Genomic DNA, 13,580 nt, shown 5'->3' on the forward strand with positions numbered 1-13,580 from the left:
TGGTCTGAATCGATGCGGCAGTTTACCCGCCGGCTTGCACTGCCGCCGCATCGGTCGAGGTCGCTCGGGCGGGGCGCAGCAGATGGGTGAGCGTGCCGATGCTGTCGGTGACCCGGTCGATGGTATCGGCCAGCGCAGCGGTGGTTGGCGAGTTCTCGGGCAAGGCGGCCAGCGCATCGGAGAGCGTGCGCTCGGCGCTGCGCAAGGTGGCCGCGGCCGGCGTGCCGCCGTTGGCCAGGCAGGTAATGAGCTCGGCCAGGGCCTGGTCGGCGCGTTCGGCAAATGCCGGCAGCGCGTCCAGCGTGGGCAAGGGGTGGCCATCGCGCAGCACCGCTTCCAGCAGCAAGGTGGCGCGGATCAGCCGGTTGCCGTTGGCCAGCAGCGACTCGGCCAGTTTGAGCTCCTGCAGGTTGCGCCGGCTACGCGGCTCGCCACGCAGCCGTTCGATCGAGGCCTGCGTATTGGTGCGCGCCACGCGCGCGGCGGCGCGACTGTCGCTCAGGTGCTCCATCCGCCCGAGCAGCAGAGTGTGCAGGTGCTCGCGGTAGGCAGCGAGCAACTGCGCCAGCGCGCTGCGGATGTGCCGGCGTTCGCGCGTGGGCCATAGCGCATAGGCGATCAACGCCAGCGCGCTGCCGGCCACGGTGGCCTGCAGGCGCGCACCGACGGCTTCGCCGGGCGTGACGCCTTCGAAGGACAGCAGCAGCACCAGCATGCCGGTGAGAAAGGCCACGCCGATGCCGTAGTTGACCTGGGTCAGCAACCGGAAGCCCAGGCAGAACAGTGCCAGCAGGGCCAGGCGGATGCTGGCGCCATCCATCGCCAAGTGCGCCAGCAAGGTGGCCAGCAGCAGGCCGACGAAGGTGCCCGCCACGCGCAGCGCGCCAAAGCTGAAGGTGCCGCCGAAATCCGGCTTGAGCACGATGGCAGTGGTCATCGGGATCCAGAAACCGTGCGGAATCTGCTGCCAGCGCTGGAACGCGATCGCCAGCGCCAGGCACACCCCGCAGCGCAGCGCATGCCTGAATGCCACCGAGGACAGATCCAGATTCGCACGCAGGGTGGCCCAGGTCGCGGCTGGCCGCAGTGCCGCGGGAAGCCGCGCTTCGGCCAGCTGCGCCTGGATTTCGCCACGGCTGCTGGCCCAGTGCGCATTGCGGATCAGGGCACGCAACTGACCGCCCAGGCCCTGCGCGCGGGCCACCGCCACGCGCACCAGCCGGCGCTCGCGGGTGTCGGCGTTGTCGTGCTGAAACTGCGCCAGTGCGGCGATCAGAGCGTCGAAGCCGGTCATCGATGCATCGGCCGCCTTCGGGTCTTCGCCTGCCGTCATCGCATGCGCCAGCTGTTCCAGCACGATGGCGCTGCGTTCGAGCACGCGTTCGATCGCCGGGCGCGCCTGCGAATCGCTCAATCGGGTGTCGGCGTCGGACAGCGACAACAGCTCCAGCCGCACGCGGTCGCACAGCTCGGCGATGATGCGAAAACTCTGCACCGCGATCGCGCGCGAGCGATGTTCGCCGTGCAACATCACCATCGCGTCCAGCACTTCCTGGGTGGCCGGTGGTGCGGCGCTGGCTTCCGGACGTTGCCGTGCGATGCCGGCCAGTTGCCGCATCAGCTCGGCCAGCGCAAAGCGTTCCGGGCGATAACGCTGCAAGGGCCAGGCCGCCAGTGCCAGCACCACCTGCAGCAGTCCGCCGGCAAAGATCAGGGCGGCTACACCGGGTGCCTGGTCGACCGGCAGCCGCATGTCGGCGCTGACCACCAGCAGGATCATGCTGGTCAGCCCGACCCGCGCCGCCACCGGGCCCAGCGCGACCAGCAGGCCGCCACCCAGGCCGAGCAGCAGCCCGGCCAGGACCAGGGCCGGCGTGTCGTGCCCGACCCACACACCCAGCAAGGCTGCCAGGCCCGCCGCCAGTGCGGCCATCAGCATGCGCTGCAGGCGCGCACGGTACGGGCCGGGCTGGTCGGAGAACATGGTGTTGAGCGCGCCGCTGCACACCGCCAGCCCGGCGGCGACATGCCCGGTGGCAACGCCTACCGCCAGCGGTAGCACCACCGCAGCCGTATTGCGCAAGGCAACGCGCAGCGGCACATCGCGCGGCTTGAGATCGATCAGTGCGCGCAGCATGGTGCCGATGACGGACGTGACGCTGGCAGCAGGCAGATTCGCGCGGGTACCACGCTCACTTCAGCACGGGCGATCACCTGCATCGCGCTGCATGTGCCCGCCGTGACCGCATGCGGTTGACCACTCACTGTTCGGCGGTGGCATAGCGCTCGGGCGCTGGATGCACATGGCCGCATTGCGTGCAGGTCCGCAGCGCCAGCGAGCGATAGAAGTGATCGAACACCGGCGGGAAATCGGTTTCGATATTGCGCAGCGGGAACATCGCCTCATACAGCTGGTGATTGCATTGCGGGCAATACCACTGCAGCCCATCGTGCTCGTGCGGCAGGCGCTCGCGCTCGATCACCAGACCCACCGAACCGGCGGCGCGCTGTGGCGAATGCGGCACTTTGGGCGGCAGCAGGAAGATCTCGCCGGCGCGGATCGGGATGTCGCGTGCTACGCCGTCGTCCTGCACCTTCAGCACCATCTCGCCTTCCAGCTGGAAGAACCACTCCGGGCCTTCGTCGTAGTGATAGTCGGTGCGCGCATTCGGCCCACCGACGATCATGATGATGAAGCCGTCCTGCTGGATGCACTTATTGCCCACCGGCGGCTTGAGCAGGTGGCGGTGTTGCTCGATCCAGGCGTGCAGATTGATCGGCGGGATCAGCATCGGCATTTCTCGACAGAAAGATGCGCAGCATAGCCAACCCGCGGCGCCGAGGGGCGCCGCGGTGGCTCAGGCGTGCGGCGGTGAGTCAGCGTTCGGCGTGGTCGGCCTGGATCTGCGCCAACGCGGCGTCGTAACGCTCCTGCAACAGCTCCGGGCGATCGATCGACATGCCCAGATCATGCGCACGGCCATCGCGCAGGCTGTAGACCCAGCCGTGCACGCACAGCGCCTGACCGCGGTCCCAGGCATCGCGCACGATGGTGGTGCGGCAGACATTGACCACCTGTTCCAGCACATTGAGTTCGCACAGGCGCGCGTGCTGCACCGGCAGGTCGCCGGCGTCGTGCAGGCAGGTTTCGTGCTTGTCGGCCACATCGGTGACGTGGCGGATCCAGTTGTCCACCAGGCCCATGCGCTTCTGGGTGAGGCTGGCGAACACGCCGCCGCAGCCGTAGTGGCCCACCACCAGGATGTGCTTGACCTTGAGCACGTCGACCGCGAACTGGATCACCGACAGGCAATTCAGATCGGTGTGCACCACCACGTTGGCGATGTTGCGATGGACGAACACCTCGCCCGGCGCCATGTCGATGATCTGGTTGGCCGGCACGCGCGAATCCGAGCAGCCGATCCAAAGATACTCGGGCGTCTGCTGGGTGGACAGCTTGGCAAAGAATTCCGGGTCTTCGCGGCGGATACGCTCGGACCAGGCGCGGTTGTTTTCAAGCAGATGGTTGAGCTCGTTCATGGGGTCAGTATTCCAGAAAACGCGGTCGTGGTGGCTCCTGATGGAGGCCGGAATGAATCAGCTTTCAGCCTCGGTAGTATCGGCAAACGGCGGATGTCCAGCCATTGCATCGATGCGGGCACTGGCGCCGCAGATCGACTCGACCGGTGGTGCCGATAGCTGACGTCAACCATCCAGCAGCCTCGCGGGATCTCCATGCCGCCGTACGCTTTTGCACGCGCTGAAAATCGGCGATCAATGAGGCGAATGTCCGCGTGGCGTGCTTTGGTTTGATGGCATTGCGTTGAAGCAGTGGCCGCTTCATCCGTTCGTGGACGTGCCACTGTCCGGTCTCGGCACGGTGCCGTGAGGTCGCTGCTGTCAGACGCCGATGCCCGTGCGGTGGCCGAGCGGCTGGCTACCGATGTGGCCGCCTTGCAGACAGATCTCTGTCGGCGGTCTCGGTGCCGTCGGCGATTCATCTTCATCATAGGCCTGGCTGCCGTTCTGGTGACTGCTACAAGTGGCGTGCCGAGCAGTGGCTTGATCGGACTTTCCATGCCGTTCAACTTCCTATTGGAGCTTTCCCATGTCTGGTCAAGGTCAACGTCACATCTTCCGCGTCACCTGGGCATTGGTCTTTTGTCTTTCGCTGACTGCAGTACAGGCTGCTCCGGCTGGCGGCATTCCGGCCGGTGACTGGCGCGGTATCCTGCCCGCCAACGGCGGCGCCGGCCCGGTCTATGTCCGCCTGAGCGGGCGCGCGGCGGGAGCCGACGGCATACAGACGGCGGACTTGCGGTTTGGTCCTCCTTTCAATTGCGCGCTTGAGCTACGCGCGCAGCCGGACGGCTATGCGCTGTCGTCGCGCAATGGCGGCAGGTTTTGCGATGCGCTGGCCGGCGGGCGTGCCCAGCTTCAGGTGTCCGATGGTGCAAGCTCCGGCATGCAACTCACGCTGCCAGGCAGCGACTCGCCATTGATCGTTGTCCTGGACCAGAGCAGCGCAGGGCTGGCCGAAGCCGGGCGCTGGCGCGGGGCGGGCCTGATCTCCGCACAACTGGAGATCGTGGCGACCACAGTCCGCCCGGGAGACGTGCTCGGTCGCCTGCGCTACGGCGCCCCTCGCGACTGCCAAGTGGAATTGCGCTATGCCGGGCGTTCGGCAGACGCGTTGAATGCCTGGATCGTGGCCAACGATAGGGGCTATTGCCGTCAGCTCAGCGATGGCCAGGCCAGTCTGCGGATCCGTGCCGATGGCAGTGCAGAGCTTGCGCTTGTTGTCAGAGGTCAGCGCGATACGACGCTGTTCGAGCGGATGCCCTGAGGCGGTTGCAAGGGGGCGTCTGCCAGTTGAGGATATTTCCTCAGGCAGCACGCTGGGCTGCAATGTGATGGTCATTCTGGCCTGTGCCGGACTCGGCGCAGGGGCGGCGCATCTAGGCTCAGTGCGGTACAGTTCGCCACGGCCCCGGTTGAACCTGCGTACCACGCGCTGGACGCACGTATCCGTCGCGGCAGCGCATCGCCATCTGCACCATTGCGAACACCAGCATCTGACGATGGCTACATCAGTCAGGTGGGCGACACATAGGCGTGCGGCCCGTGCACCACGATCACCGCATCGCCAGGGGCGCGGGCCTGCGGATCGGGGCGTGCCCAATGGCCTTCGATGGCGATGGCCTCGCCCTCGCGGTGGTACAGCACCGGCAGGTGCGAGATGGCCGGCGCTCCGTCCTCGCCCTGGCTGATCAGGGTGACGAACGCGTCGCGTGCCGGCAGCCAGTCCAGCAGCGCCAGATCGGTCTGTGCGAAGGCGCGCGGCGCGTACCTCTCAGGCGCGGCCGCCCATGCTGATCACCATGCGTTCGCGCAGGTCGGCATCGTCGCTGCCCTGCGGCGGCGAAATCTCGTGCAGTGAAAATCCGCGGACCAGCGCGTCTTCTTCGTCCAGCCCGTCCAGTGCGACAAATTCCGCGTCGAACAGTGCGGCGCGCGCGCTGTCTTCGCTGTCGTAGGGCAGCGTCTTGCCATCGCTGTCCAGCACTTCGGCGGTGCCGGCGGCCTTGATGCGCAGGCGTGCCCAGATCAGGGTGCGGCCGATGGTGGCCAGCCACCATTGGTCGCGGTCGAGGTCGGTATCGGGTGCAGCGTGAGTCATGTCAGAACCTTGGAGAGCAGCCCGAGCAGGGCCGCCATGCCCAGGCCGAAAAAGATGGTGAGCAGCGAGAGCCAGGCGGGCGTGGCCAACCCGGACAGCGCACTGTCGCGGTAGCTGCGGTAATGGCGCGCCAGCAACCAGCGCAACGCCACGGGGCTGACGAAGGCCGGGTCGCCGAAGCTGGCCAATGCCTCCGGATGGCGGTCGCGCAGGTGCACCAGGGTCAGCGGCCAGAAGATCAGCAGCGCGGTCAAACCTGCGACGGCCAGGCCGACGAAGCACAGGGCGAAGAACAGGATCATGCGGCCGCCAGCATCAGGAAACGTTTCGGGAGTACCGCGCCAATGATCAGCGCGGCAATGGCCCAGCGCATCGGAGCCGTGGCATGCCGGGTAGCGGCGCGCGCGGTGTTGGTCTGCCACCAGCGTTGCGGGTCGAGCTGGTGCGACGCCAGCCGCGCCAGCAACACGCGACGTATCGCTGTCAGCCCGCCCGTGATCCCCGCCAGCCCGAAGGCCAGCGATTGGAGTAAGGGAATGGCGGCCGGCACGCTCACCTCAGAATTCCGCGCTGCCCGGCGCACGCGGGTAGGCGATGGCGTCGCGGATGTTGCTCAGCCCGCACACGTAAACCACCAGGCGCTCGAACCCAAGGCCGAAACCGGCATGCGGCACCGAGCCGTAGCGACGGAAATCGCGGTACCAGCTGTAGTGCTCCTGATCCAGGCCGAACTGCGCCATGCGCGCGTCCAGCACGTCCAGGCGCTCTTCGCGCTGGCTGCCGCCGATGATCTCGCCGATGCCCGGCGCCAGCACGTCCATCGCCGCGACGGTCTTGCCGTCATCGTTCAAGCGCATGTAGAAGGCCTTGATGTGCTCGGGATAATTGGTCACCACCACCGGGCGGCCGATGTGTTCCTCGGTGAGCCAGCGTTCGTGCTCGGTCTGCAGGTCCAGGCCCCATTCGACCGGGAAGTCGAATTTCTTGCCGGAGTTCTGCAGCAGCTTCACTGCATCGGTGTAGTCGATCTGCTCGAACGGCGCATTGATGAAGGCTTCCAGCTTGCTGATCGCGTTCTTGTCCACGCGCTCGGCCAGGAATGCCAGATCGTCGCCACGCTCATCGAGCACCGCGCGGAACAGGTACTTGAGGAACTGCTCGGCCAGGCGCGCGTCCTCGGCCAGATCGGCAAAGGCGATCTCCGGCTCGATCATCCAGAATTCGGCCAGGTGGCGCGTGGTGTGGCTGTTCTCGGCGCGGAAGGTCGGCCCGAAGGTGTAGACCTTGCTCAGCGCCAGGCAGTACGCCTCCACGTTGAGCTGCCCGGACACAGTGAGGAAGGTCTCCTTGCCGAAGAAGTCGCGGCTGAAATCCACATTGCCGCTGGCATCGCGTGGCAGGTTGACCATGTCCAGCGTGGAGACGCGGAACATCTGCCCGGCGCCTTCGGCGTCGGAGGTGGTGATGATCGGCGTGCTGATCCAGTTGAAGCCGTTCTGATGGAAGAAGCGGTGCACCGTCTGCGCCAGGCAGTTGCGGATACGCGTGACCGCGCCGAACAGATTGGTGCGCGGGCGCAGGTGCGCCACCTCGCGCAGGAACTCCGGCGTCATCGGCTTGGGCTGGATCGGGTAGGTCAGCGGGTCTTCGACCCAGCCGACGATCTCCACGCCGCTGGCCTGGATCTCGAACGACTGGCCCTTGCCCTGCGACTTGACCAGTACGCCCTTGGCGATCAGCGAGCAGCCGCTGGTCAGCCGCTTGATCTCGTCGAAGTTGGGCAAGGTGTCGTTGGCCACCACCTGGATCGGCGCGAAGCAGGAACCGTCGGTCACGTTGATGAAGGCCAGTCCGGCAGATCCACGCAGCGTGCGCACCCACCCCCGTACCGTGACTTCGCCGCCTTCGGGGAGCTTGCCCGCAAGCGCATGTTCAACGCTGACCACCGTCATGACTATTCCCGCCGTTACGATCTTGAATGACCTGCGAGTTTACTGGCTGCGGGCGCGCCGGCGCGAGCATCTGAATGGCGTGCCGGCGGTGTGCGCTTGTCGCAGGCGCACACCGCCCCCATCTATCGCAGACATCGCTGCCCGGCGTCCCGCCTGGGTGTTGCGGTCTCGCTATACTTGTCACCATCCGTTTTGGAGTGCCCTCATGGCCGTCAGTCTCACCCCCGCCGCGCTGGAGCGCGTGCAGCGTTTCGTGCAGCAGACCCCGGGTGCGCTGGGCCTGCGCTTTGGCGTGACCAAGACCGGCTGCTCCGGCTGGGGCCACATCACCGATCTGGCGCGCGAGCAGCGCGATGACGACGCGGTGTTCGAGCAGGGCGGGGTGCAGATCTTCGTCGACCCGGTCAGCCTTCCGCTGGTCGATGGCACCTGCATCGATTTCGGCAAGCACGGCCTGAGCGAGACGTTCACCTTCAGCAATCCCAACGCGACCGCCGAGTGCGGCTGCGGCGAGAGCTTCACCACGGCAGAGGAGCACCGCTGAGGCGCACCTCCCTTCTCCCGTCGGGACATTGTCCCCCTTCATGGGGGAGAAGGTGCCCCGAAGGGGCGGATGAGGGTACGGGCGAAGCCTCGTGGAGTTGAACGACGCGAGAGGCTTCGCCCGTACCTTCACCCCAACCCCTCTCCCGCAGGGGGAGGGGCTCGAACGCCTGCGAGGACGTCGCGTCCGTAGGCTGACTGCCGGCGAGGTCAGGTTGCGGCCAACTGCCTGGCCTGCCATACTTTCCCGCTTCCTGCCCGGGTCTCGGGTGGGATCCCTTGCTCCACCAGCCGCTTGTGCGGACTTCCGGGGAGCTGTCCGGCCCACGTGGCCACATCCGAAAGGTAAAACAACATGAGTCGTCATTACGAAGTCGTGTTCCTGGTCCATCCGGACCAGAGCGAGCAGGTCCCGGCCATGATCGAGCGCTACAAGTCGCTGATCGAGGGCGGTAACGGCACCATCCACCGTCTGGAAGACTGGGGCCGTCGTCAGCTGGCCTACCCGATCCAGAACCTGGTGAAGGCGCACTACGTGCTGCTCAACATCGAAGTGGACCAGGCCGTGCTGAGCGAGCTGGTGGAAAGCTTCCGCTTCAACGATGCGGTGCTGCGTCACCTGGTCGTCAAGCGTGATGGCGCCGACACCGAGCAGTCGCTGATCATGAAGAGCAAGGACGAGAAGGGCGACAAGCCCGAGCGTAGCGAGCGTCGTCGTCGTGACGACGAAGAGGGCGAAGCCCCCGCCGCCAACGATAACGACGGCGACAACGCCGAAGCCGCTTAAGGAGCGCTGTCATGTCCAAGTTCTTCCGTCGTCGCAAGTTCTGCAAGTTCACCGCCGAGGGCGTCAAGGAGATCGATTACAAGGATCTCAACACCCTGCGTCAGTACCTCACCGAGAACGGCAAGATCGTGCCGAGCCGCGTGACCGGTACCAAGTCCAAGTACCAGCGCCAGCTGGCCACGGCCGTCAAGCGCGCGCGTTTCCTGGCGCTGATCCCGTACACGGACAACCACGACGTTTGATCGGTGATGTGAGTCCCTCACAAAAGCCCGCACATCCATGTGCGGGTAATAAATATAGAGGTCGGTCATTCGAGATGCGGTGTTGATCGTGCTGTTGCGATTCCCAAATCCCGATTCCCGAATCCCGTCTTTTCGGACAGCAAACGTTGCGTCGGCCAAAGCGCCGGCGCTAACGAATAACGGAGTACCACCATGGATCTGATTCTTCTGCAGAAAGTGACCAACCTGGGCAACCTGGGCGACAAGGTCAGCGTCAAGCCGGGCTACGGCCGCAACTTCCTCGTGCCGCAGGGCAAGGCCGTGCCGGCCACCGCTGCGAACGTCGAGGCGTTCGAAGCCAAGCGCGCCGAGTACGAAGCCAAGGCCAACACCATCCTGGCCGATGCACAGGGCCGCGCCGCCAAGTTCGAAGGCGCCAGCGTCACCATCGGCGCGCATGCATCGACCGAAGGCAAGCTATACGGTTCGGTTGGCCCGCGCGACATCGCCGAGGCCTTCACCGCCGCCGGCCTGCCGCTGGAAAAGAGCGAAGTGATCCTGGGCGAAGGCGCATTCCGCAATGTCGGCGAGTACGACGTTGTGCTGCACCTGCACGCCGATGTGGAAACCTCGGTCAAGGTCATCGTCGAATCCGACGCCTGATCCTTGCTGCATGTGTGAAGCGAAGGGCGCCTTGTTAGGCGCCCTTCGTCTTTTACAGCCAGCCGCAGCGTAGCGACGGCGCCCGTTATACTCATGCCCCATTGTCGGTTCCACAGCCTGCAGATCTTGTCGATCAAGGGCTTGGGTGCCGGCTTCACAGGAAAAGCGCCTGCCGGCTGTGTCCGCGCGGTGCCCGGAACCCGCCCTTCCCATGCGCCTGTCCACGATCAAGCTGTCCGGTTTCAAGTCGTTCGTCGATCCGACGACCTTGCACCTGCCCACCAACATGACCGGCATCGTCGGTCCCAATGGCTGCGGCAAGTCCAACATCATCGACGCGGTGCGTTGGGTGATGGGCGAGAGCTCGGCCAGTCGCCTGCGTGGCGATTCGCTGACCGACGTGATCTTCTCCGGCTCCTCGGCGCGCAAGCCGGTGTCGCAGGCGACGGTGGAGCTGATCTTCGACAACTCCGATCACACCATCAGCGGCGAGTTCGCCTCGTTCAACGAGATCTCGGTCAAGCGCCTGGTCAGCCGCGACGGCAACAGCGCCTATTACCTCAACGGCACCAAGTGCCGGCGCCGCGACATCACCGACCTGTTCCTGGGCACCGGCTTGGGGCCGCGAAGCTACTCGATCATCGAGCAGGGCATGATCAGCCAGATCATCGAGGCGCGCCCGGAAGACCTGCGCGTGTACCTGGAAGAAGCCGCCGGCATTTCCAAATACAAGGAACGCCGCAAGGAAACCGAAACCCGCATCCGCCACACCCGCGAAAACCTCGACCGCCTGGGCGACCTGCGCGAGGAAATCACCAAGCAGCTGGCGCATCTGCAGCGCCAGGCACGCCAGGCCGAGCAGTACCAGGCCTTGCAGGAAGAGCGCCGGATCAAGGATGCCGAGTGGAAGGCGCTGGAATACCGCGGCCTGGACGGGCAGCTGCAAGGCCTGCGCGAAAAATTGAATCAGGAAGAGACGCGCCTGCAGCAGCTGATCGCCGAACAGCGCGATGCCGAAGCGCGCATCGAAACCGGACGCGTGCGCCGCGAAGAGGCGGCAGAGGCGGTGGCCAAGGCGCAGGCCGATGTCTATCAGGTGGGCAGCGCGCTGGCGCGGATCGAGCAGCAGATCCAGCATCAGCGCGAACTCTCCCATCGTCTGCACAAGGCGCGCGACGAGGCGCACAGCCAGCTGCAGGAACTGACCCAGCACATCAGTGGCGACTCGGCCAAATTGGCCGTGCTGCGCGAGGCGGTGGCGTCTGCCGAACCGCAACTGGAGCAACTGCGCGAAGACCACGAATTCCGCCAGGAAGCGCTGCGCGAGGCCGAAGCGCGGCTGGCCGACTGGCAGCAACGCTGGGAAACCCATAACCGCGACACCGGTGAAGCCTCGCGCGCCGGTGAGGTGGAGCGCACCCGCGTCGATTACCTGGACCGCCAGTCGCTGGAGGCCGAGCGCCGCCGCGAAGCGCTGGTCAATGAACGCGCCGGGCTGGACCTGGACGCGCTCGCCGAGGCGTTCGAGCAGATCGAGCTGCGCCACGAAACGCAAAAGACTTCGCTGGACGGATTGAACGAGCAGGTGGAAGCGCGCAAGCACGCGCTGGCCGCACTGCAGGACCAGCAACGCGCCAGCCAGGGCGAGCTGGCCGAGGTCCGCAAGCAGGCGCAGGCCGCGCGTGGCCGGCTGTCCTCGCTGGAAACCCTGCAGCAGGCTGCGCTGGGCCAGGAGCAGGGCGCGGCAGTGGCATGGTTGACCTCGCGCGGGCTGGACTCGGCGGCGCGCGTGGGCGAACGCATCACGGTGGAAAGCGGCTGGGAAAATACCGTCGAAAGCGCGCTGGGGCAGTTGATCGAAGGCGTGCTGGTGGAGGCGCCCGAGCAGCTGGTCGATGCGCTGGGCGAGCTGGGCGAGGGCCGCATTGCGTTGGTGTCCAACGCCACCGATGCCGCCACCTTCGCACCAACCTCGTTGGCGGCAAAAGTGCAGGGGCCGATCGCGATCCGCCGCCTGCTCGCGCGCCTGCACACCGCCGAGGACCTGGACGCCGCGCGTGCATTGCAGCCCAGCCTTCCCGAAGGCGACTCGGTCATTACCCGCAATGGCGAGCGTTTGGGCGAAGGCTGGGTGCGCGTGTCGCGCTCGGGCGCGGCCAAGCAAGGCGCGCTGCTGCGCGAGCGCGACATCCAGGAGCTACGCACCCAGATCGAAACCCTGCAGGAGCGCGAGGCCGATCTCGAACACCGGCTTGCCGGCTTCCGCGAGCAGTCGCTGGCGGCCGAGCAGCAGCGCGAAGATGCACAGCGCCAGTTGTACATGGCCCACCGCAGCGTCTCCGAACTGGCCGGCCAGTTGCAGAGCCAGCAGGGCAAGGTCGATGCGGCGCGCACGCGCATCGAGCGGATCGAAACCGAGTTGTCGCAGCTGCTGGAAACGCTGGACACCAGCCGCGAACAAGCCCGTGAGGCACGTGCCAAGCTCGAAGACGCGGTCACCCTGATGGGCGATCTGCAGGGCACGCGGCAGGCGCTGGAAAACGAGCGCCGCCAGCTCACCGATGCACGCGATCAGGCGCGCGATGCTGCACGCGGCGTGCGCGATGCGATGCATGCGCTGGCGCTCACGCTGGAATCGCAGCGCACCCAGATCACTTCGCTCAGCCAGACCCTGGAGCGCATGGACAGCCAGCGCGGCCAGCTGGATACGCGCCTGGAAGACCTGGTGGCCCAGCTCAGCGAAGGCGATTCCCCGGTAGAGACGCTGGAACACGAACACCAGGCCGCCCTGAGCGAGCGCGTGCGCACCGAGCGCGTGCTCGGCGAGGCGCGCACGCTGCTCGACAGCATCGACGGCGAGCTGCGCAGCTTCGAGCAGACCCGCCAGCAGCGCGACGAACAGGCACTGGCGCAGCGCGAGCGCATCAACCAGCGCAAGCTCGATCAACAGGCGCTGGTGCTCAACGCCGAGCAGCTCTCCGCTGCCGTGGTCAAGGCCGGCTTCGTGCTCGAGGACGTGGTCAATGGCCTGCCCGAGGCGGCCAATGCCGCCGAATGGGAAGCGGCGGTGAACCAGATCGATGGCCGCATGCGCCGCCTGGAACCGGTGAACCTGGCGGCGATCCAGGAGTATGGCGAGGCCGCGCAACGGTCCGAGTACCTGGACGCGCAGAACGTGGATCTGATGACCGCACTGGAAACGCTGGAGGAAGCCATCCGCAAGATCGACCGCGAGACCCGCGGCCGCTTCAAGGACACCTTCGATCGCGTCAATTCCGGCGTGCAGGCGCTGTATCCGCGCCTGTTCGGCGGCGGTCACGCGTACCTGGAACTCACCGGCGAGGACCTGCTCGATACCGGCGTGACCATCATGGCGCGCCCGCCCGGCAAGCGCGTGTCCAGCATCTCGCTGCTGTCCGGTGGCGAGAAGGCGATGACCGCCGTGGCGCTGGTGTTTGCGATCTTCCAGCTCAATCCGGCGCCGTTCTGCCTGCTGGACGAGGTGGACGCGCCGCTGGACGAGGCCAATGTCGGCCGCCTGGCCAACATGGTGCGCGAGATGAGCGAGAAGGTGCAGTTCCTGTTCGTCAGCCACAACAAGGCCACGATGGAAGCCGCGCGTCAGTTGTCCGGCGTGACCATGCGCGAGCCGGGCGTCAGCCGCCTGGTCAGCGTTGACCTGGAAGAGGCCGCCCGTTTGGCGGGTGCGGCATGACGTGCCATGCTTGTCGGAA

Annotated in this window: 13 protein-coding genes and 1 pseudogene; 6 read left to right on the forward strand and 8 right to left on the reverse strand. The window is 66.2% G+C overall.

Annotated elements, in window-relative coordinates; genetic code table 11:
- Positions 1–22 precede the first annotated feature (22 nt).
- From HG421_RS06405 to can, 3 genes are all read right to left on the reverse strand, one after another.
- The gene (locus HG421_RS06405; RefSeq protein WP_169705701.1) at positions 23–2,137 is read right to left on the reverse strand and encodes an FUSC family protein; all 2,115 of its coding nucleotides are present in this window, start codon (positions 2,135–2,137) and stop codon (positions 23–25) included.
- A gap of 124 nt (positions 2,138–2,261) precedes the next feature.
- Positions 2,262–2,792, reverse strand: a complete 531-nt coding sequence (locus HG421_RS06410; RefSeq protein ID WP_169705702.1) for a 3-hydroxyanthranilate 3,4-dioxygenase — start codon at positions 2,790–2,792, stop codon at positions 2,262–2,264.
- 85 nt (positions 2,793–2,877) lie between these two features.
- A complete protein-coding gene (can, locus tag HG421_RS06415) occupies positions 2,878–3,540 on the reverse strand; it encodes a carbonate dehydratase (protein WP_169705703.1) in 663 nt (220 codons plus the stop codon).
- Between the two features lie 568 nt (positions 3,541–4,108).
- Between can and HG421_RS06420 the strand changes: the two genes are divergently transcribed.
- A complete protein-coding gene (locus HG421_RS06420) occupies positions 4,109–4,846 on the forward strand; it encodes a hypothetical protein (RefSeq protein WP_169705704.1) in 738 nt (245 codons plus the stop codon).
- A 251-nt stretch (positions 4,847–5,097) separates the two neighbouring features.
- Here the strand turns inward: HG421_RS06420 and HG421_RS06425 are convergent.
- From HG421_RS06425 to asnS, 5 genes and pseudogenes are all read right to left on the reverse strand, one after another.
- A pseudogene (locus HG421_RS06425) lies at positions 5,098–5,349 on the reverse strand (FMN-binding negative transcriptional regulator); the annotation flags it as partial.
- A 4-nt stretch (positions 5,350–5,353) separates the two neighbouring features.
- Positions 5,354–5,680, reverse strand: coding sequence for a hypothetical protein (locus tag HG421_RS06430; RefSeq protein WP_169705705.1), 327 nt, complete (start codon positions 5,678–5,680; stop codon positions 5,354–5,356).
- The gene (locus tag HG421_RS06435; protein WP_169705706.1) at positions 5,677–5,982 is read right to left on the reverse strand and encodes a hypothetical protein; all 306 of its coding nucleotides are present in this window, start codon (positions 5,980–5,982) and stop codon (positions 5,677–5,679) included. The genes HG421_RS06430 and HG421_RS06435 overlap by 4 nt, the downstream gene beginning before the upstream one ends.
- The gene (locus HG421_RS06440; RefSeq protein ID WP_169705707.1) at positions 5,979–6,236 is read right to left on the reverse strand and encodes a hypothetical protein; all 258 of its coding nucleotides are present in this window, start codon (positions 6,234–6,236) and stop codon (positions 5,979–5,981) included. The genes HG421_RS06435 and HG421_RS06440 overlap by 4 nt, the downstream gene beginning before the upstream one ends.
- A 1-nt stretch (position 6,237) precedes the next feature.
- Positions 6,238–7,632, reverse strand: coding sequence for an asparagine--tRNA ligase (asnS, locus tag HG421_RS06445; RefSeq protein WP_169705708.1), 1,395 nt, complete (start codon positions 7,630–7,632; stop codon positions 6,238–6,240).
- Positions 7,633–7,837: 205 nt separating this feature from the next.
- Between asnS and HG421_RS06450 the strand changes: the two genes are divergently transcribed.
- The 5 genes from HG421_RS06450 to smc all read left to right on the forward strand — a co-directional run bounded on the left by HG421_RS06450 (position 7,838) and on the right by smc (position 13,561).
- Positions 7,838–8,176: a HesB/IscA family protein gene (locus tag HG421_RS06450; protein ID WP_169705709.1), complete on the forward strand. Its 339-nt coding sequence runs from the start codon at positions 7,838–7,840 to the stop codon at positions 8,174–8,176.
- Positions 8,177–8,530: 354 nt separating this feature from the next.
- The gene (gene rpsF, locus HG421_RS06455) at positions 8,531–8,962 is read left to right on the forward strand and encodes a 30S ribosomal protein S6 (protein WP_003485869.1); all 432 of its coding nucleotides are present in this window, start codon (positions 8,531–8,533) and stop codon (positions 8,960–8,962) included.
- Positions 8,963–8,973: 11 nt separating this feature from the next.
- Positions 8,974–9,204 (forward strand): 30S ribosomal protein S18, encoded by a 231-nt coding sequence (gene rpsR, locus HG421_RS06460; protein ID WP_002804494.1) that lies wholly within the window; start codon positions 8,974–8,976, stop codon positions 9,202–9,204.
- Positions 9,205–9,396: 192 nt separating this feature from the next.
- Positions 9,397–9,846 (forward strand): 50S ribosomal protein L9, encoded by a 450-nt coding sequence (gene rplI, locus HG421_RS06465; RefSeq protein WP_169705710.1) that lies wholly within the window; start codon positions 9,397–9,399, stop codon positions 9,844–9,846.
- A 211-nt stretch (positions 9,847–10,057) separates the two neighbouring features.
- Positions 10,058–13,561 carry a chromosome segregation protein SMC gene (gene smc / locus HG421_RS06470; RefSeq protein ID WP_169705711.1) on the forward strand — a complete coding sequence of 1,168 codons (3,504 nt, stop codon included), beginning with the start codon at positions 10,058–10,060 and terminating at the stop codon, positions 13,559–13,561.
- Positions 13,562–13,580: the final 19 nt, after the last annotated feature.

Source organism: Xanthomonas campestris pv. badrii, from assembly GCF_012848175.1.
Taxonomy (GTDB): Bacteria; Pseudomonadota; Gammaproteobacteria; order Xanthomonadales; family Xanthomonadaceae; genus Xanthomonas; species Xanthomonas campestris_C.